Origin of the sequence: Neorhizobium sp. IRS_2294 (genome assembly GCF_050500145.1) — a bacterium.
Taxonomy (GTDB): domain Bacteria; phylum Pseudomonadota; class Alphaproteobacteria; order Rhizobiales; family Rhizobiaceae; genus Neorhizobium; species Neorhizobium soli.
The window spans coordinates 1147141-1165510 of record NZ_CP191440.1 but is presented as its reverse complement, the minus strand read 5'-3'; the positions used below and the strand labels follow the sequence as shown (position 1 = coordinate 1165510).

Below are 18370 nucleotides of genomic sequence, written 5' to 3'. Positions count from 1 at the left end.
ATGAAAGTTCTGACCTATATCGGCGGTCGCGCGCTTCAGGGTCTGGTCGTCATGGCCGGCGTCTCGATGATCGTGTTCTTTGCGCTATTCCTGACTGGCGATCCGGCAGCCCTGATGATGTCGCCCGACGCCTCGCGCGCCGAAATCGAGGCTTTCCGGCAGGCGATGGGGTTCAACGACCCGGTCTGGGTCCAGTATGGCCGCTTCGTCGGTGGCGTATTGCAGGGCGAGCTCGGCACCTCGCTGCGGTTTCAGCGCCCGGCCCTTGATCTGGTGATGGAACGCCTGCCGGCCACCGCCCTGCTCGCCTGCGTCGCATTGGTCTGGAGCTCGCTGCTCGGCTTCCTGCTCGGCACGATCGCGGCCGTGCGCAAGAACAGCGCCATCGATTTCGCCATCCGCGTCATTTCGCTGCTCGGCCAGGCAATTCCGGTGTTCTGGCTGGCGCTGCTGCTGATCATCGCCTTCTCGCTGAAACTGCGCTGGCTGCCGAGCAGCGGCATCGGCAGCTGGAAACAGCTGGTGTTGCCCTCGATCGCGCTCGGCGCCTATTACCTCAGCGCTATCACCCGGCTGGTGCGCGCCAGCCTGATCGAGGTGCTGGGCGAAAACTATATCCGCACGGCGCGCGCAAAAGGTCTGTCGCACTGGCGGGTGGTGGTGCACCATGCGCTGCGCAACGCGCTGATCCCGGTGATCACGGTCCAGGGCATGTATTTCGCCTCGCTGCTCGGCGGCGCGCTGGTGACCGAGATCATCTTTGCCTGGCCGGGTATCGGCCGGCTGGCGGTGGAATCGATCCAGAACCGCGATTTCCCGGTGGTGCAGGCGGTGGTGCTGTTTGCCGCCGCCGTATTCGTGGTCGTCAATTTCCTGGTCGATCTCGCCTATGTCTGGCTCAACCCGCGGATCCGGCTGTGACCGGCGCAGTCTCTGCCCTCGCGCAAAAGGCGCTGGATCTGACGCAGGCCTGGTGCCGCATCCCGTCGGTCCGCGGCAATGATGCCGCGATGGCCGAGCAGGAGCAGGCGATCGTCGACTGGCTGATCGCGGAACTGGGTGCCGACATCGTTTCCGCCCAATCGTCCAAGGGACGGCCGCCGGTCATCCACGCGCGCCTGAACATGGGCTCCAGGGAAACTGTCATCCTCTACAACATGTACGATGTGATGCCAGCGACGGCCGATGGTTGGTCGGTCGATCCCTTCGAAGGCGGCATTGTCGATCTCGACGGCATCGGACCAAGCTTTGTCGCCCGCGGTGCGGAAAACAACAAGGGGCCGCTGGCCGGCATGCTCTGCGTGCTCAAGGAACTGGTGGACAGTGGCCGGCTGCTGGTCAATGTCGAGATCCTGATCGAAGGCGAGGAAGAAAGTGGGAGCGGTGCACTGCGCGACTATCTCCTCGATCCCGACTGCCCGGTGCGCCCGAGCAGGGCTGCGATCTTTCCGTCTTTCTGCGAGTATGGCGGCGGCCCGCCGCGTATCTATCTCGGCTTTTCCGGTATCGCCAAGGGCGAGATCCGCGTCGATGCGGGCGCGTGGGGCGGCCCCAAATCGCCGATCCATTCGAGCAACGCCCCCTGGATCGCCAACCCGGCCAGCCGCCTGGTCGAAGCGCTCTCCCACTTCGGCCAAGCTCCGAACGGCCGGCTTGGGCAGATCGATCTGGACGCCGAGGCGCAAGAAATCATTGCCACGCTTGCCGAGCATTTCGATGCCGCGGCCGAACTGCTCTTTCGCAACACCGACCGCTTTTCGCTGGAAGCGGATGCCGGCGGATTGCTGAGCCACGTGCTGTCGGCCGCCTCGCTGAACCTGTCGAGCTTGACGACCGAACCGCAAAAATCCGACGCCATCATTCCGCCTGCCGCATCCGCCGGCTTCGACCTGCGCTGCCCGCCGTCGCTCGTGCCCGCGGACTATATCGACGGGTTTCGCTCGAAGCTCGACGTCAAGGCGATCGACGGCGTGACGATCAGCGTTGCCGACAGCTATCCCGGTCACCGATTCGCACGCGGTGCCGCCGGGGTCGACGCGCTGCTCGATGCCTATTCCGCGACGTCCCGAAAGCCGCAAATCTGGCCCTGGGCGATCGGCGCCGCGCCGGCCTATGCCTTTGCCCGCCACGCCGAAAGCTTTCTGCTTGCCGGTGCCGGCCGCGGTGGCAACGCGCATGGTATTGACGAGTTTCTGACGCTGGAGAGTTTCGAGCGCTTTCTGGTCTCGCTTGCTGTGTGGCTCACGGCCATGGGTTCATCCGATCCGTTTGACGGGGGCGGCTGACATGATCTCGATGCGCTATCTGTCCCGCACGGACGCATTGGCCGCCGGTGCCGGAGACTGGGACCTGGCGGTTGCAGACGTCCGCGACGCGATCGGTCTCTATCGTAGCGGGCAAGCCTCGATGGTGGCCGAAAGCGTCATGCCGATGGGCGCAGATCCGCGCGAAAAGGCCTATGACCTGCCGGCTTCTCTCGGGGGGCGCTTCGATGCCGCCGGGCTGAAATGGACGGTGCATCGCGCCGATCCGGTCGGCGACCTGCCCAGCATCACCAGCACCACCTTCATCAATCGCCTCAGCGACGGCCGGCCGCTGGGTCTGGTCGAGAGCGGTTTGCTCACCACCATACGAACGGCAGCCGTGTCGGCACTGGCGATCGAGTGCCTGCTGCCGCAACCACCGCGCCGGGCAACACTTCTCGGAGCCGGACGACAGGCGGAAAGCCATCTGGCCATGCTGATGGCGCGGTTTCCGACGCTCGAAGTGATCCATCTCTGGAACCGGACGGCGGCGCGTCTTGACGCCCTCGTTCAAGCTCTGCCCGGTGAGATGTCGAGTGGTGATCGACGACCTGAACTGATGCGCCACCAAACGCTGGACGCAGCAATCGACGAGACGGACGTGATCCTCTGCTGCACGTCAGCGCCGGCACCCATTTTGCTGCCCTCCGCGGTGCGCCCGGACCGCCTGATCATCCAGGCCGGCTTCCACGAAGCCAGCTTCGATACCATTGCCGCCTGCGACATCGTCACCGCCGATCTCTGGGGTGATTTTGCCGAAAAGAGTGCCAAAAGCCTGTTCAAGATGTATCGGGCCGGCCGGTTCCGGCCGGAGCAGGTCGCCGCCGATCTGGCCGCGCTGGTGGTCGATGGCTGGCGCCCGCCGATCGGCAGTTCGCTGTATTTCTCCAGTTTCGGCCTCAACCTGTTCGACATCGCACTGGCCCGGCGGGTGCTGCAACAGGCCGAGCGCAACAATATCGGCACGGTTCTGCCGCTGCTCTAACGGATAGAGGTTTTTCGATGCCCATTCTGATTCTCGCCTCCGAACTGCTCGCCCGTCTCGGCGGAGACGGGCTCGTGCTGGTGGATGTCCGCCCCGAAGCCGACTGGCGCACCTCCACCCTGCCCGGCGCCGTCAGCCTGAATGTCTATGATTATTTCATTCCGGAAAGCGACGAGGCCGGTATCGCCGGCATGGCGGCCGGAGCGCTGGCCGCCTTCAAGGCGCTGTCGATCGACAAAGCCAAGATTACGGTGTTTTTCGAGAACCAAACGGGGATGATCTCGCCGCGGGGTCTGTGGTTTCACGAGCTTGTCGGGCTGCAGGGCGGCCTGATCCTCGATGGCGGCTACCAGGCCTGGCTTGCGGCCGGCGGCGCGGTGGCCCCGGGCGAAGGCGTGCCAGCGGCGATTACCCAGTCAAAAACGCCGTTGCATCAGACCGAATTTCACCGCGAGATTGTCGCCTCGACCACTGAAGTTCTCGCCCACAATCCTTCGACCACCGATATTTTCGACACCCGCCGGCGGACCGAATTCGAAGGCACTTTCCTGCACCCCTGCTGCGCCCGTCCGGGCCGCATCCCGGATGCCAAATTGATGTATTTCGAGGACATGCTGGTCGACGGCCACTATCGTCCGGCTGCCGAGATTCGGGCGCGCGCGCTGGAGGCCAGCCTGTCGCCGGAGCATACCATCATCAGCTACTGCCACCGCGGCGCCCGCGCCGCGACCGCACTCTATGGCCTGCGTCTCGCCGGTTTCACCGATACCCGGATCTTTGTAGGCTCCTGGCACGAATGGGCCGGCAACAGCGCCTTGCCGCTGCATATCGGACCCTGCAAATCGGCTTGAACCGGGCCTAGAGCCAGGCCTGCAAGTCGAGCTTGCTACCTTCGGTGAACCGCGAAAAGCGGAAGGCCGACGGATCGACGGCCGATGTGGTGCCCGTCGCCATATCCGCCAGCAATTCGCCGGCGCCGGGACCGATGCCAAAACCGTGGCCGGCAAAGCCGGTGCCGATGATCAGGCCCGGCACGGCATCAAGCCTGGAAATCACCGGGATCGCATCGGGCGTGGTGTCGATCATCCCGGCCCAGCTCTGGACGATCGGCACCCCGGCGAAGGACGGCAGGGCAGCAGCGATGCTGGCCTGCACCTTGGCAACGGTTTGCAGATCCGGTTTCGGATCAAGAATCCGCACCGCTTCATAGATCGAGCGCTTGTCGGGGCTGCCGGGATGCCAGTTGAGCGCTTCATCGATGAAGGCACGTCCGAGCCGCAACCTCATGCCCTTGCGCTCCATCAGGTAGGCGGGCAGAAACTGGCGGAAGAAGCGGATGCTGTCCGGTACGATCTCGGCGGCGCTGATGGCGGAACTGGCGATGGTATAGCCGCCATCCAGCCGTTTGCGCAGCGCAAATTCAGAAAAGCTCATGGCCGAGTCGATGCCGGCATCGAGCGGCCCGGTGCGATAGGCGGTGGACAGCACTTTCAGCTGCGGCAGTGTCGTGCCGACGCCGGACAACAGCAGCCGCGACCACGAGCCACCGGCAACGATGACCGTGCTTGCCTGCACACGCCCTTTCTCAGTGACCACCCCGGATACCCGCCCGGCGGACATATCGATGCTGCGCGCGGCACAATGCTGCAGCAGATGGGCGCCGGCCCGGATCGCCGCATCGGCCATCGCCGGCACCGCCATCTGCGGCTCGGCCCGACCGTCGTCCGGCGTGTAGAGCGCGCCAAAGCAACTGCGTGTCAAGCCGGGCGTGCGCGCCGCCACCTCGTCGGCGGACAACAGCGTTGCCTGGATGCCGAGCGCGCGGGCATGCTCGGCCCAGCGGCTATGCCGCCCGCGCGCCTGTTCTGTTTTTTGCGCATAGACGATGCCGGCGCGGCGATAGCCGGTTTCGGCCTCCACAGTCCGGGTCATCTCCTGCCACAGGGTGGTAGAGCGCTGCATCAGCGGCAGTTCGCGCAGATCGCGGCCGGCGACCCGCACCCAGCCCCAGTTGCGGCTCGACTGTTCGGCGGCGATCCGGCCCTTTTCGAACAGGGCGACGGAAACGCCGCGGCGCGCCAGCCAGAGCGCCGTGCTGACGCCCACGATGCCGCCGCCGATGATGGCGATGTCGACGGCTTCCGGCAGGGTTTCCGTGGTGGCGACCGGCTGGACCGCGGGGCCGGAGGAAGCAAGGGTGGCGCTCATGGTCAGTAGCAATCCTCAACGGTGAAATGCACGGGGATTTCGGCTATGCTGGCGGTTTTTGGCAGTTCCAGCACCATCTGCACGATCCTGGCAATATCGTCCGGCTGGGTCAGCGCCGCGCTATCGGTGTCGGTCAGCGCGCCGGCCATGTCGGTGGCCACGAAACTCGGGCAGATCGCCGTTGCCCGCACACCGGAAGCGCCGCCGCATTGGCGCAGTCCATGCGACAGGGCGACGGCGGCAAATTTCGACATGGCGTAGAGACCGGAACCGGCCGATTTCACCCGCTTGCCCGACAGCGATGCCATGGTGACGATGCGGCCCGCCGGGGCCTGCTCCAGATGTGACCAGGCGAGCTGGCTGAGACGCATCGGCGACTTGACGTTGACCGCAAAGATCAGGTCGAAATCTTCGTCGCGGGCTTCGAGTACCGTCTTTTTCAGCATGATACCGGCATTGTGGACCAGACCGTCCAGCCGGCCGAACCGGCCAATGGTCTGCTCGACCCAGGCGCGCTCGCTTGCCGCATCGAGCGCATCGAACCTACAAACCAGCACATTATCGACCGCCGGCAGCCTTACCGAGGCCGGATCGCGCACCCCAAGGCTGACAGCCCAGCCATTCTCAGTCAGACGTGCGGCAATCGCCGCGCCGATGCCGCGAGAGGCGCCACTGATCATCGCAACGCGACGGTCTTCTACCATGTTTCGATCCTCGTTGAATTTCAGGCGACCCGGCGGATCTCGGCCCATTCCGGACCCCAGACCTGGACGCTGTGGCCAGGCGACACTTCCAGATATTCGCGCAGCGGCGGCGTATACTGCGCCGGCCGGATCGGACTTTTGACCTCGTCATTGTCCAGCGCCCGGCGGATGCCGCGGCGTGCCGGATCGGGAACCGGAACGGCCGCCAGCAGCCGCTTGGTATAGGGATGCTGTGGATTGCCGAAGATTGCCTCGCGCGGGCCGATCTCGACGATCTCGCCGAGATACATCACCGCCACCCTGTGGCTGATGCGCTCGACCACCGCCATGTCGTGGCTGATGAACAGATAGGCGAGCCCGAGGCTCTCTTGCAGATCGAGCATCAGGTTAATCACCTGCGCCTTGATCGAGACGTCGAGTGCCGACACCGCCTCGTCGGCCACGATCACTTTTGGCGCCATCGACAGCGCCCGGGCGATGCAGATGCGCTGCCGCTGGCCGCCGGAAAATTCGTGCGGAAAGCGCTCGGCCATGTCCGGATCGAGACCGACGCGGCGCAGCAGGTCGGAAACCTTTTCGCCCGCCTGCTGGCGGTTCGACAGGCCATGCACCAGCAGCGGCTCGGCAATCGCCGCCCCCACCCGCATGCGCGGATCGAGGCTGGCAAACGGATCCTGAAACACCATCTGGATGCTTTGGCGCAACCCGCGCAGCTCTTCGCCCTTGAGGCCTAAAATGTCTTGGCCCGCCAGTTGCACCGAGCCGGAGACGGACTCGGTCAGCCGCATGATGGTGCGCCCGGTGGTCGACTTGCCGCAACCGGATTCTCCGACAAGCGACAGCGTCTCGCCGGCGCGCAGATCGAAGGAGACGTTTTCGACCGCGTGCACGCGGCCGGACACGGCACCGAAAAAGCCCGACGAGACGTCGAAGCGGGTCGTCAGGTTGCGCACTTCCAGCAGCGGCTTCGGATCAGCCGAGACCGTGTCGGCGACATCGACGGCGCGCACCGGCAGGCCGGTGTCGAGATCGATCAGCGGAAAGCGCGCCGGGCCGAGATGGTCGGCCATCGAACCCAATCTGGGCACCGCCGACAGCAGGGCGCGGGTATAGGGTTTTTCCGGAGCGGCAAAGATCTGCTCGGTACGGCCGCGCTCGATCGCCTCGCCCTTGTACATCACGATGGTACGGTCGGCGATTTCCGCGACCACGCCCATGTCGTGGGTGATGAAGAGAACGGCCATGTCCTCTTCCTCCTGCAGCAACTTGATCAGTTCGAGGATCTGCGCCTGGATGGTGACGTCGAGTGCCGTCGTCGGTTCGTCAGCGATCAGCAGTTTTGGCCTGCAGGCGAGCGCAATGGCGATCATGATGCGCTGGCGCATGCCGCCGGACAGCTGGTGCGGATATTCGTTGAAACGGGCCGTGGCAGCCGGGATGCGGACTTTTTCCAAGAGATGCATGGTTTCCGCCTTGGCATCGCGAAACGAGATCGGCCGGTGGCACATCAGCACTTCGGATATCTGGTCGCCAATGGTCAGCGACGGATTGAGGCTGGTCATCGGCTCCTGGAAGATCATGGCAATATCGTTGCCGCGAATTTTTCGCATTTCCGATTCTGGCAGCTTTAGCAGATCCTGATCACCAAGCATGACGCTGCCTTCGATCCGGGTGTTCTGCGCCGCGTGCAGCCGCATGATCGACAACGCCGTGACGCTCTTGCCCGAACCGGATTCGCCGACCAGCGCCACCGTCTCGCGCGGCATGATGTCGAACGAGACGTCGCGCACCACCGGATGCCAGAGACCCTTGCGGCGGAAGGAGGTTTTCAGCGACGAGACGGTCGTCACGGGATGGGTCATGTGGGTACGCCTCATGGCTGGAACGATGAAAATCGACGATCGCGGCCCCGCACCTTAGAGCCTGGGCGATTTTTGTGCACCTGAAAAACCTGCCGCAAAAACCGCTTGCCGATCAGGATATATGATATATTCTTTAGCTGCAATGCAATTGCGAACGGGCAAAACGTCGCATTTGCTGTCTTTCAAAGCCGCGCCGAATGCGTGCCAGTCAGGAATTCCAGCATGAACCTCGAAGACATTTCCAGGCTTTCCCTTGGCTACCTGCCGACCCCGATCGAGAAGATGGCGCGCCTGAGCGTGGAGATGGGCATCAACCTCTCGGTCAAGCGCGACGATTTCACCGGCTTTGGCGGCGGCGGCAACAAGGTGCGCAAGCTCGAGTTCCTGATGGCCGACGCCGTTGCCCAAGGCGCCAAAGTGCTGATCACCACCGGCGGCCACCAGTCCAACCATGCCCGCATGACCGCCGCGGCCGCGCGAAAATTCGGCATGAAGCCGGTCCTGGTGCTGCGCGGCAATCGCCCCGCCGTCTATCAGGGCAATCTTCTGCTCGACCACCTGCTCGGCGCCGAGATCGACTTCCTCGATCCCGAGGCCTATTTCACCGAGATCAACCCGCGCATGCAGCGATATGCCGACGAGGCAACTGCGCGCGGCGAGAAGGCCTATATCATCCCGCTCGGCGGCGCGAGCGCGCTCGGCGCGATGGGCTATGTCAATGCCGTCAAGGAACTGTCGGAACAGTACAAGACCGCCGGCCAGCCGGCGCCGAAATATGTGATTGCCCCGGTCGGAACCGGCGGCACTCTGGCCGGCCTGCTGGTTGGCTGCTCGATCTACTGGCCGGACACCACCGTGTTCGGCATTGCCGTGACCGGCAGCGCCATCCCCTTCTCCGAGCGGATTGCAGTGATGGCCACGGCCGCCGCCGAACTGCTCGACCTCGACCGGACATGGACCGCTGCGGACGTGCGCATCGAGACCGACTACATCGGTCCCGGCTATTCGATCCCCAGCGAAGACGGCAATGCCGCGATCAAGATCGCGGCGCAGACCGAAGGCATGCTGCTCGACCCGGTCTATACCGGCAAGGCCTTTGCTGGCATCCTCGATTGCGCCAAGCGCGGCACGATCGAGCCGGGCAGTGACGTGCTGTTCGTCCATTGCGGCGGCTCGCCGGCGCTGTTTCCGCACGCCGAACTGCTGACCCAGGACAAGGACGCCTGATCATGGCCTATCGCATTGGATGCGACGTCGGCGGCACCTTTACCGATCTCTGCCTGTTCGACGAGGCGAGTGGAAAGACCTTCTTCGTCAAGACACCGACCACCACCGGCCATCAGGCCACCGCCGTGATCGCGGCCACCCGCACGGCCCTTGAAATGGCCGGACTGCAGGCCCGCGATCTCGACGGTTTTGCCCATGGCACCACGGTTGCGACCAATGCGATCCTCGAGCGCAAGGGCGCCCGCACCGCCCTGCTCGTCACAGAAGGTTTTCGCGACATCCTGATGATCGGCCGCCAGACGCGCGCCCATCTCTACGATCAGCATGCGCGCAAACCCGAACCACTGGTGCCGCGGCATCTGGTGTTTGAAGTTACCGAACGGGTCGGTACCGATGGCACCGTGACAACACCGCTCGACGAGACCGCCCTGCGCGCCACGATCGTGCGCATGGTGGCGCAAGAGGTGGAAACGGTCGCCATCACCTTCCTGCATTCGTATGCCAATGCCGCGCATGAGCGTCGCGTTGCCGAGATCGTTGCAGACATCGCGCCCGGCCTGAAAATCTCGATCTCGTCCGACGTGCTGGCCGAGCCTGGCGAATTCGAGCGCGCCTCGACCACGGTGATGAACGCCTATCTGATGCCGCCGCTCAAGGACTATCTCGGCCGCATCGCCATGACCCTGATTGCCGACGGCGTCACCGTCGAGCCGGCGATCATGCAGTCGGGCGGCGGCGTCATACCGATCGAGACCGCCAGCGGCACCAAGGCCGTGCACACCTGCCTGTCCGGCCCAGCCGCTGGCATGACCGGCGCCCGTCGATTCGGCGAGGCCGCCGGCTACGCCAATATCGTCACCATCGACATGGGCGGCACCAGCTTTGACGTCGGTCTGATCCAGGACGGCCAGATTCTGACGCGCTACGAGAGCGAGATCGAAGGCTTTCCGCTGCGGGTGCCGATGTTCGATATCATCACGCTCGGCGCCGGCGGCGGCAGCATTGCCAGCATCGATGCCGGCGGACTGCTGAAAGTCGGCCCGGAAAGCGCCGGCGCACGCCCGGGTCCGGCCGCTTACGGCAAGGGCGGCGATCGCCCGACCGTCACCGACGCCAATGTCGTACTCGGCCGCCTGCGGCCCGGCCGCGCGCTCGGCGGCGGCATCGTCATCGATCGCGAGAAGGCTGCTACCGCCATCCAGACGCATGTTGCGCAGCATCTCGGCATTTCCGTCGAGGAAGCCGCCGTCGGCATGCTGCAGGTGGTCAATGCCGCAATGGTACGCGGCATGCGCCGTATCACCGTCGAGCGTGGGCTGGAACCGCGCGATTTTGCCGTTATGGCCTTTGGTGGCGCCGGTCCGCTGCATGCAGTTGACCTCTGCGCCGAGCTCGACGTCGAGACCGTGATCGTACCGCCGTCACCCGGTCTGCTCTGCGGCATTGGCTTGCTGCTGGCGCCCTGGAAGCACGATGAGACGGCAATGCTCAGCAAGGCCGCCAGCGCGCTCACCGGCACGATCATCGATGCCGAAATTGCCGCCCTGCAGGAAAAGCTGGCCAACCAGGCCGGCCGCGACCAGATCGACATGGCGTCCGTGACCATCACCCCGGTACTGGAAATGCGCTATCGCGGCCAGGGCCACCAGATGCCCGTGGCCTACAGTGCCAATGATCTGGCGCAAGCCGTCGATGGTTTTCACGCCGCCCACAAGCGCAGTTTCGGCTATGACCGCCGCGGCGAAGAGGTCGAGGTCACGCTGATCCGCCTGAGCGGTACGGCGCCGGCGCCGACCGACAAATTGCCGCTGCCGACGATCGTCGAAGGCGAGGATCCCGTGATCGCCCGTTCGCCGCTCTGGGTGGATGGCGGCATGCAGGAGGTGCCGGTCTATGACCGCGCCCGCCTGGTGCCCGGCACCGCACTCACCGGCCCACTGATCATCGAGCAGCAGGACACGACGCTGATTGTCGGCCACCAGACTTTGACCGTGGATGCCTTTGGCAGCCTCATCATCAGGATGCAGAAATGAGCAAGGACACCATCCTCGCGGAAGTCGTTCGCCACGGGTTGCAGGCGGTCGCGGAAGAAATGGGCGCCGCCCTGATCCGCACCGCCCATTCCGTCAATATCCGCGACCGGCGCGATTTTTCCTGCGGCGTGTTCGATGCGACGGGACGGCTGATTGCCCAGGCGGAGCACATCCCGGTGCATCTCGGGCTGATCGCCGGCGTTGTTGAGCGCTGCATCGCGCAGCTCGGATCCGATATCGCCGCCGATACCATGGTGGTCACCAACGATCCCTGGCTGACCGGCTCGCATCTGCCGGACGTCGTCGTCATTGCCCCGGTCGATCTTGCCGGACAGCGCCTTGGCTATGTCGCCAACATGGCGCATCAGGTCGATCTCGGCGGCATGGCGCCCGGCAGCCTGGCGCTGGGCACCACCGAAATCATGCAGGAAGGCCTGCGCGTTCCGCCGATGCTGCTGGTCCGCGACGGGCAGGTGGAAACGGCAACGCTTTCCCTGTTCAAGCTCGCCAGCCGGACGCCCGACATGGTTGCCGGCGACCTTCTGGCCCAGGCCGCTGCCAACTCCACCGGCGCCCGGCGCCTCGCCAGCCTAGTCGAGCGCACCGGCCATAGCCGCTTCGCTGGCGCCGTCGATACGCTGATTGCAACCACGGCAAAACGGCTTGAACAGCGGTTTCGCGAACTGGAAGGCGCCGTCAGCCAGTTCGTCGACGTGCTGGAATGGAGCGAGAATGGCGAAGACGTCGACCTGCCGGTCAGCGTTCGCCTCACCATCGCTGATGGTCGGCTGCTCGCCGATTTCACCAGCAGCGCCCCGCAGGTCAAAGGCCCGGTCAATGCACCGCGCTTTCTCACCACCAGCTGCGTGCTCTATGTCATCAAGGCGATGCTCGATCCGGAAATCGCCTCCAATGCCGGCCTGTTCGAACAGATCGACGTGATCGTACCCGATCGCAGCATCGTCAATGCCGTGGCGCCCGCCGCCGTCGCGCTCTGCACCTCGATCACCAGCCAGCGGATTACCGACGCGCTGCTGGGCGCCTTCAACCAACTTCTGCCCGGCCGTGAAATCGCTGCCTCGACCGGCAGCATGAACGCGATGATCATGGGTGGCATGAACGACCGGACCGGCCGCGCCTATTCCTATGTCGAGACCTATGGCGGCGGCCAGGGCGCCCTGCCGGGTCGCGACGGCGCCGATGGCGTGCATTCGCACATGACCAACACCGCCAATTCGCCGGTCGAGCTGATCGAGCGCGAATATCCGCTGACCGTGCTGCACTACGGACTGGTGGCCAACAGCGGCGGCGCCGGCGAATTCCGCGGCGGTCATGGATTGACCCGGTCGGTGCGTCTTGATTCCGACGCTGTCGTAACCGTCCACCTCGATCGCACAAGGCATCACCCCTGGGGCGCCAGGGGCGGCGCTTCGGCGAGCTTTTCGCGGCTTACGGTCAGTGATGCAGCTGGCGAGCGCCAGCTTTCCGGCAAGAGCACGACGATGCTGAAGAAGGGGACGATCGTCACGGTCGAGACAGCTGGCGGTGGCGGTTGGGGCAATGCGTCGGACAGACAATCGGACGCGCGCGTCAAGGACCAGCGCGAGGATCTGCTGCCCGCTCCTTGATGCTGGTCAGATCTACAGGCTCATCATGAGCCTGCAAATGGAGGGCCATTCAAGCGGTCTGCGGTTGAAAAGCAACGGCATGGTTCGACTGTTGGGTTGTCAACTGGGCTACAAACGTATGCGGTCGAGGCGCCAAGATGATTTTGCGCGACTGAAGGTGTTGATCTGCTTGGGAGGCTGAACAAAGCTCCGAGGTCTTGAAAGGATTCGAACCACCGACCCGTTGGGCGAAGGACAAAGCGCTGGATATCTGTGACCACTCAAAATTTAAGAGACCTGCTCCGTGACCCGCTGCAATGAACCAGCCCGGCTTGAGATGACCTTGCGAATTGCGCCCAGGATGGGATGACTGATCCCCTCGTCTGCCAACTCTGCAACAAGGACATCAGCCTCGGTCACAATCCTTTCCGCCATTTGGTCAAGATCGCGGACGAGGATGCGCTGGGAAGATTTGGTTTCGGGCACAAGTGTCGTCCAGTGCTTCATCTGGATGGTGTCGGGCACATCGCGGCCACCAATTTTCATGGCGAGCCTCTTTGACAAGCGGGGATAAACGGCCGTGCAAACGACATCGTAGATCGGTGCCAGATCCGGTGCATCTGAGCCATAAAGCAGGGCGTAGTTCTTGCCGTGAGCATCGGCATTGCCGACGAGATAGTGGAAGATCAGCATGCGAATGAACTGTAACCGATCCGCGACAGGTCTAGCGCAGGCCTGGTCGATCAGCCTGAGAGCATTTTCTGTCCCCGGTCCGCCCTCGGCCTCATACTTCAGCTCCGGCGGGACGCTAAGGGCCTGGCAAAAGTCTTCCTGGTGTAGGCGCTCAATGATGCCGTTTGCAGCTTTCGTCCGATCATAACGCTCAACCAGGAGAAAGGCAGTCGCCCCGTCTAGGCGTATCTCGACATGGGGTACCGGCAGCTTGAGGCGGGCAGCCAGCCGCATACAAAAATACTCGTTCTCCACCGTGCCTTCCAACGCCTGGATGACCGGTTTCAAGATATGGGTCGTTGGTCGACCATCTCTCGCCAAGGCAATGAAATCTCCATCGACAATGACCGCCAGTTTATCCTGCGCGCCGGCGAGCGATAAGCGAATGCCCTCGTCTCCACCAAGCAAAGGCCGGGTCCGCAACCTGCTGAGAATTTCATCCAGACGTTCCGAAGTGAGAATTTCGGCTTGGGACTGGCCGGGAGGTTCGGGCGCCGTGCCGGCGGGATAGAGTGACAAGGCACCTGCGCATTCACCCCCGATAATTTCCAGTAGCCCGAAGGCGTTGCCTGCCGAAATGCCGAGCGCGCCGGCTAGGCGTTGCCGCGCGCCTTCGTCCGGCAAGAGCCCCGAGAAGAACGGGCGCACCACCTGATCACCAAAGGGTTCCTCTTGCAGGGGCATAGAGAACGAGACCGCACGCGATCGTTGGTCCAGGAGATACGCGCCATCATAGGCAAAAGTCAGCAGGCCGTCGTCAAGCCGGCCGAGTACACCCGCCTTGGTGTCGCGAAAATAGACGTCCAATACCCGGGTCATGATCGCGGGCCCTGGCGACGCCCGACCGAAACAAGAAGGCCAAGACCGGTCAAGACTTGCATCGCACGGCCAATCTGGCAGCTGTCTTTGCCGGCCTCGAGTTCACGTAGAAAACGTACCCCCACACCAATCACCCCGGCGAGTTGCTCCTGGGTTAACCCTTGCTGTTTGCGCTCCTGACGGATCAGCATGCCGAGGCTTTTCGTATCTTTGATCTTTTCCATAATCACCCCTATCAGGATGATTATATCATCAGATGGTGCAAAAGGAAGACAAACGAACCGATCGGGATGATTTTAGGATTACTGGCGCCAACCGACCGAATTAGAACCGATCGGGATGAACCCACATCGCGCAGGACTACCCTAATGTTTACTGCTTGAAACAGTTCTCACGGTGCCATCTCAGGAACTGGGGATGTGGCCTCTCGAAAACCCTGCTAGGCACGATCGCCTTCCCGGTCTTGTTGAGGAGTCCTTGAATCCTGTCAGGATCATTCGCCTGACGCGATATCAGGATATCAAGATCGTCCGAAAGGCCGATCAGACCGCGGTCAAACATCCGGTGTGCGGTGCCCAAAGAGCAATTCCGTTGGAAAGAATGTCAGGCCCGCTCGCTTCCACCGGGCGGATATGTGCGGCGTCGACCTCCGCCCGGCCACCACCGTTGATGAGCTTCAATCCCGTGATTGCGCATCGTTTGTCATAAGCGTGAAGAACGAGGCGGCGAAACAGCCGATTTCGAACGATCCGCGACGAGAGTTACGTAACCCGGTCGCGCTCCTGCTCGAACATGAACGGCGCTTGAGCTTCATCCGCAAAACCATCGACCGCATGCGTCACCCCCGGCTCATCCAGCCGCGGCAGTTCAGGCTCATGCTCGTCTATGCCGATAAATACGATGCGATTGAAATCTGCTGCGGATATCGGCCGGACTGCTGCCTGTGCTCTGCCCGAAATGCGGCCCTCTTCATTCAGCACGCCTCGCTCTATGACACCGTCTGGTCCTCTGAACGGAACGGGATTGATGAAGTCGAGATAGCTGCCGTGTTCGATCAGCGCCACATACATGCCGGGGGCCTTCGGATCAGGAGTAACCCGTTCAACCTTGGCGACAGCAAAATAGCCGCGGGTCGCTGCGACTTTCCGAGGCTCGTAGTAGACGATCCAGTCACCTACACAGGCCTGGACACGACCCAGATACTGGCCCGGGAACTGGTACTGTTCAGCCGGGCTGTCGTCGTAGATCGAATCTGACCTGTGAATGAAAACCCGAATCCCATCTGCAACCTTTAGCATGAGGCTCATGATGCTTCATTTGAAATCTGGTGACTGAGCCTAACCCCAAATGCTCGCATCGGCAGCAAAACCATTTGTTGAATATCCACTCCTATTCCCGACCGCCCTCGGCACCGGTGCGGAGAGTAATGGAATAAGAGCATGGCAAAACACGATCTTTCAATTCATCACTTCCAACAAAAAATCTCGGATTTCTGCGAGGTGCGCATTGCGCCAATCGCCTCAAAGCGGGTGCTGGAGAGCATTCGGCCCTATCTCATCCGTCTTGTCATCCACCGCCGGCCACCGCCGATCGTGAATGGCCGTATGGACTGGACGGGCATTGGCCAGGCATGCGGGACTGAAGGCGAAATGACAGCGGAGTTGAAGAAGCAGCTGCGTCCAGGTTTGGACGCGATTATCCGCTGGCTTGGAGCGCCACCTGTCGCCGCCGACATACAGTCGATGAAAACGCGCAATGCCGTTCGGCGCAAGGTGGAAACTGCGACGCGTTCCAGACCGCGACAGATCCTCTCCGACAAGACCCAGGCTACCTCTTTGTCAGTGCCGAGGGGACCACAACCGAAACCAATCAGTCCATTCCCTGAGCCATTGCTTGAGGCGACCGATGATCCGGCGAGCTTTAACGATGCGCTCGTGTATCAAATGCGCCGGTTTGGCGAGAGCTACTGGCAGCTTTACCGCGCCGTCGTTCGCGTGGGCGAGACTTTCGATGACAAGACCCTGCTGTCATGGGTTCAGGGCGAGCGCGTGCCGCGATCTCTGACAGGCTTCGAGATCCTGTCCCGTATCGAGCGGCGCTACCGACTGAGACAGGGTTATTTCAAAGCGAAACTGCCGTACCAGTCCCGCTCCATATACGGCCATGATATGGGCGACATCAGCGCTGCGGAGCGGCGACGAGTTGCATGGCATCTTCCGGACAATTTCAGCAGCTTGCCGTTCTCCAAGCGGGAAGAAACCATCGAATGGGTGCGCCGGGTCATCATCTCGGGCTCAACTGACTATCGTCGCTACCAGGCGGCGGCAACCAAACAGCGTTATGCAATACGATTTCCGGGGATCACCTATGGCAGAGGCACCCTGTCTCCACGACCACAATGAACCCGGACAGCACGAGCCACAATCCCGAGGCCTTTGAAGATCCTGATCTCGTGTCCGGCGTCGTCGATGCGCCGCCGCGGTTGGCTATGGAGATGGCCGATCTGATCCGCTTCAAGACATCGACGCTGACCGCAATCGACTTCCAACGAAATGGAGTTTGGGGAGAGGAAACCGCATCCCAGAAGGTCGAGCATCTCGGCCTCATGTTCGGTGCACTCGCTGCCTCACCCGCCGGCGTCGTCAAAGGGCGCGGTGTGCCGCTCAGCCAACTAACCTTTGGCCTGTTGATCTTCCCGGGCGTCTGGGACTGGTACCTCCAATGGCGGGAGCAGCGCCGCGGCTTCTACACCAAATGGGAAGAAGACATGCTGATGGTGGCGCAAGCTCTCACGCGGGCGGAGGTGGGCTGGATCCGCCAGCATCCGGAGCTCCTGAAAAAGGTTCAGCCAATCGAAGGGCTGATCGCGCCAGAGGAGATAGAATTTGCAGCACGCGACTGGCACGGCGCCTGCGACGCATTCCACCGGCATGCTGGCAATCGCTCGAAGGAAATCCAGCGTGTTATGCGCGTGCACCGCGATCCGTTCGAGCCGATCATGGTGGTCCTCGAAGCAGACAGCCCACTGTCGGAATACCGCAAGATCACAGATGAGATCCTGAAGCGTATGCCGGATGAAAATCGCTATCCTCGAGCAGCAGCCGAAGCGGTCCGCTCTTTCCTTTTGCTTCGCCTGGGTCTTCATCTTGGGCTTCGACAAAAGAACCTTCGCCAGCTTCGTTTGTGCCCGCGTGGGCATTTTCCGACATCAGAGCGGCGGCTGGAGGACATGAAATGTGGTGAATTGCGCTGGAGCGATCGGGAAAACGGATGGGAGGTCCTCATCCCATCAATCGCCTTCAAGAACTCAGGCTCATCATTCTTCGGACAAAAGCCGTTTCGCCTGATCCTGCCGGATTTGCTCGACCTCTACGAATACCTCGAGGCCTATATCGATCGCCACCGAGGTATGCTGCTTGGTTCGGCAAAGGATCCCGGCACCCTGTTCGTCAAGACGGTGAAGACAACCAGCCTGGACGCGGCATACGATTCCACCAAATTCTATGAAGCCTGGCGCACCGTGATCCAACGCTATGGCATCTACAACCCCTATACCGGCCGCGGCGCTATTAAGGGCCTGCTGCCGCACGGACCGCATAATCTTCGGGATATTCTGGCAACCCATATCCTAAAGCAGACCGGGTCATACGAGCAGGCGAGTTATGCCATCCAGGACACACCGGATGTCGTTCAGCAACACTACGGTCGCTTCCTGCCGCAGGACAAAGCGGCACTTGCGGCGAAAATCCTCAATCAGGTTTGGGAAGCTGCATAACCACTCGGATGGATGGCTGATCCACATCGCCCATGCAGATGCAAACCAATCCCCACATCTGCATGGGTGATGCCGGTCGTCTTCGCCGTGAGCGGGTTCGAACCTACGACCTGCA

Annotated in this window: 12 protein-coding genes and 2 pseudogenes; 8 read left to right on the top strand and 6 right to left on the bottom strand. The window is 62.5% G+C overall.

Annotation, left to right across the window (positions count from 1 at the left end; genetic code table 11):
* Genes ACQY1K_RS22485 through ACQY1K_RS22470 form a run of 4 tightly spaced genes read left to right on the top strand, consistent with a single transcriptional unit; the run spans position 1 to position 4139 of the window.
* On the top strand, positions 1–921 hold the full coding sequence (locus ACQY1K_RS22485; RefSeq protein WP_430259620.1) for an ABC transporter permease: 921 nt from the start codon (positions 1–3) through the stop codon (positions 919–921).
* The gene (locus ACQY1K_RS22480; RefSeq protein WP_430259618.1) at positions 918–2285 is read left to right on the top strand and encodes a M20 family metallopeptidase; all 1368 of its coding nucleotides are present in this window, start codon (positions 918–920) and stop codon (positions 2283–2285) included. The genes ACQY1K_RS22485 and ACQY1K_RS22480 overlap by 4 nt, the downstream gene beginning before the upstream one ends.
* Before the next feature lies 1 nt (position 2286).
* On the top strand, positions 2287–3288 hold the full coding sequence (locus tag ACQY1K_RS22475; RefSeq protein WP_430259616.1) for a hypothetical protein: 1002 nt from the start codon (positions 2287–2289) through the stop codon (positions 3286–3288).
* A gap of 17 nt (positions 3289–3305) precedes the next feature.
* Entirely contained in the window at positions 3306–4139 is an 834-nt protein-coding gene (locus ACQY1K_RS22470) for a sulfurtransferase (protein ID WP_430259614.1), read from the top strand.
* Positions 4140–4146: 7 nt separating this feature from the next.
* On the opposite strand, the gene ACQY1K_RS22465 is transcribed toward ACQY1K_RS22470, so the two are convergent.
* From ACQY1K_RS22465 to ACQY1K_RS22455, 3 genes are read right to left on the bottom strand one after another with little or no spacing between them, the layout of a single operon-like run.
* Entirely contained in the window at positions 4147–5496 is a 1350-nt protein-coding gene (locus ACQY1K_RS22465) for an NAD(P)/FAD-dependent oxidoreductase (protein WP_430259612.1), read from the bottom strand.
* A 2-nt stretch (positions 5497–5498) separates the two neighbouring features.
* Positions 5499–6200 carry an SDR family NAD(P)-dependent oxidoreductase gene (locus tag ACQY1K_RS22460; protein WP_430259610.1) on the bottom strand — a complete coding sequence of 234 codons (702 nt, stop codon included), beginning with the start codon at positions 6198–6200 and terminating at the stop codon, positions 5499–5501.
* Between the two features lie 20 nt (positions 6201–6220).
* Positions 6221–8062: a dipeptide ABC transporter ATP-binding protein gene (locus tag ACQY1K_RS22455; RefSeq protein ID WP_430259608.1), complete on the bottom strand. Its 1842-nt coding sequence runs from the start codon at positions 8060–8062 to the stop codon at positions 6221–6223.
* A 222-nt stretch (positions 8063–8284) separates the two neighbouring features.
* On the opposite strand from ACQY1K_RS22455, the gene ACQY1K_RS22450 reads away from it, so the two are divergent.
* Genes ACQY1K_RS22450 through ACQY1K_RS22440 form a run of 3 tightly spaced genes read left to right on the top strand, consistent with a single transcriptional unit; the run spans position 8285 to position 12950 of the window.
* Complete coding sequence (locus ACQY1K_RS22450) at positions 8285–9289, top strand: 1-aminocyclopropane-1-carboxylate deaminase/D-cysteine desulfhydrase (RefSeq protein WP_430259606.1); 1005 nt, start codon at positions 8285–8287, stop codon at positions 9287–9289.
* 2 nt (positions 9290–9291) lie between these two features.
* A complete protein-coding gene (locus ACQY1K_RS22445) occupies positions 9292–11322 on the top strand; it encodes a hydantoinase/oxoprolinase family protein (protein ID WP_430259604.1) in 2031 nt (676 codons plus the stop codon).
* Positions 11319–12950 carry a hydantoinase B/oxoprolinase family protein gene (locus ACQY1K_RS22440; RefSeq protein ID WP_430259602.1) on the top strand — a complete coding sequence of 544 codons (1632 nt, stop codon included), beginning with the start codon at positions 11319–11321 and terminating at the stop codon, positions 12948–12950. The genes ACQY1K_RS22445 and ACQY1K_RS22440 overlap by 4 nt, the downstream gene beginning before the upstream one ends.
* Before the next feature lie 267 nt (positions 12951–13217).
* On the opposite strand, the gene ACQY1K_RS22435 is transcribed toward ACQY1K_RS22440, so the two are convergent.
* The 3 genes and pseudogenes from ACQY1K_RS22435 to ACQY1K_RS22425 form a co-directional block, all read right to left on the bottom strand.
* Positions 13218–14480: a type II toxin-antitoxin system HipA family toxin gene (locus ACQY1K_RS22435; RefSeq protein ID WP_430259600.1), complete on the bottom strand. Its 1263-nt coding sequence runs from the start codon at positions 14478–14480 to the stop codon at positions 13218–13220.
* Positions 14477–14704: a helix-turn-helix domain-containing protein gene (locus tag ACQY1K_RS22430; RefSeq protein WP_430259598.1), complete on the bottom strand. Its 228-nt coding sequence runs from the start codon at positions 14702–14704 to the stop codon at positions 14477–14479. Before ACQY1K_RS22430 ends, ACQY1K_RS22435 begins: the two co-directional genes overlap by 4 nt.
* Positions 14705–14852: 148 nt before the next feature.
* Positions 14853–15778, bottom strand: a pseudogene (locus tag ACQY1K_RS22425) (HNH endonuclease).
* Positions 15779–15919: 141 nt separating this feature from the next.
* Between ACQY1K_RS22425 and ACQY1K_RS22420 the strand changes: the two are divergent.
* Positions 15920–18255, top strand: a pseudogene (locus tag ACQY1K_RS22420) (hypothetical protein).
* Positions 18256–18370 lie beyond the last annotated feature (115 nt).

Bases quoted from the DNA above. Each gene is read 5' to 3' on its own strand.
- ACQY1K_RS22475 (WP_430259616.1), top strand. From the start codon at position 2,287: ATGATCTCGATGCGCTATCTGTCCCGCACGGACGCATTGGCCGCCGGT.
- ACQY1K_RS22455 (WP_430259608.1), bottom strand. From the start codon at position 8,062: ATGACCCATCCCGTGACGACCGTCTCGTCGCTGAAAACCTCCTTCCGC.
- ACQY1K_RS22450 (WP_430259606.1), top strand. From the start codon at position 8,285: ATGAACCTCGAAGACATTTCCAGGCTTTCCCTTGGCTACCTGCCGACC.
- ACQY1K_RS22445 (WP_430259604.1), top strand. From the start codon at position 9,292: ATGGCCTATCGCATTGGATGCGACGTCGGCGGCACCTTTACCGATCTC.
- ACQY1K_RS22430 (WP_430259598.1), bottom strand. From the start codon at position 14,704: ATGGAAAAGATCAAAGATACGAAAAGCCTCGGCATGCTGATCCGTCAG.
- ACQY1K_RS22460 (WP_430259610.1), bottom strand. From the start codon at position 6,200: ATGGTAGAAGACCGTCGCGTTGCGATGATCAGTGGCGCCTCTCGCGGC.
- ACQY1K_RS22465 (WP_430259612.1), bottom strand. From the start codon at position 5,496: ATGAGCGCCACCCTTGCTTCCTCCGGCCCCGCGGTCCAGCCGGTCGCC.
- ACQY1K_RS22470 (WP_430259614.1), top strand. From the start codon at position 3,306: ATGCCCATTCTGATTCTCGCCTCCGAACTGCTCGCCCGTCTCGGCGGA.
- ACQY1K_RS22485 (WP_430259620.1), top strand. From the start codon at position 1: ATGAAAGTTCTGACCTATATCGGCGGTCGCGCGCTTCAGGGTCTGGTC.
- ACQY1K_RS22440 (WP_430259602.1), top strand. From the start codon at position 11,319: ATGAGCAAGGACACCATCCTCGCGGAAGTCGTTCGCCACGGGTTGCAG.
- ACQY1K_RS22435 (WP_430259600.1), bottom strand. From the start codon at position 14,480: ATGACCCGGGTATTGGACGTCTATTTTCGCGACACCAAGGCGGGTGTA.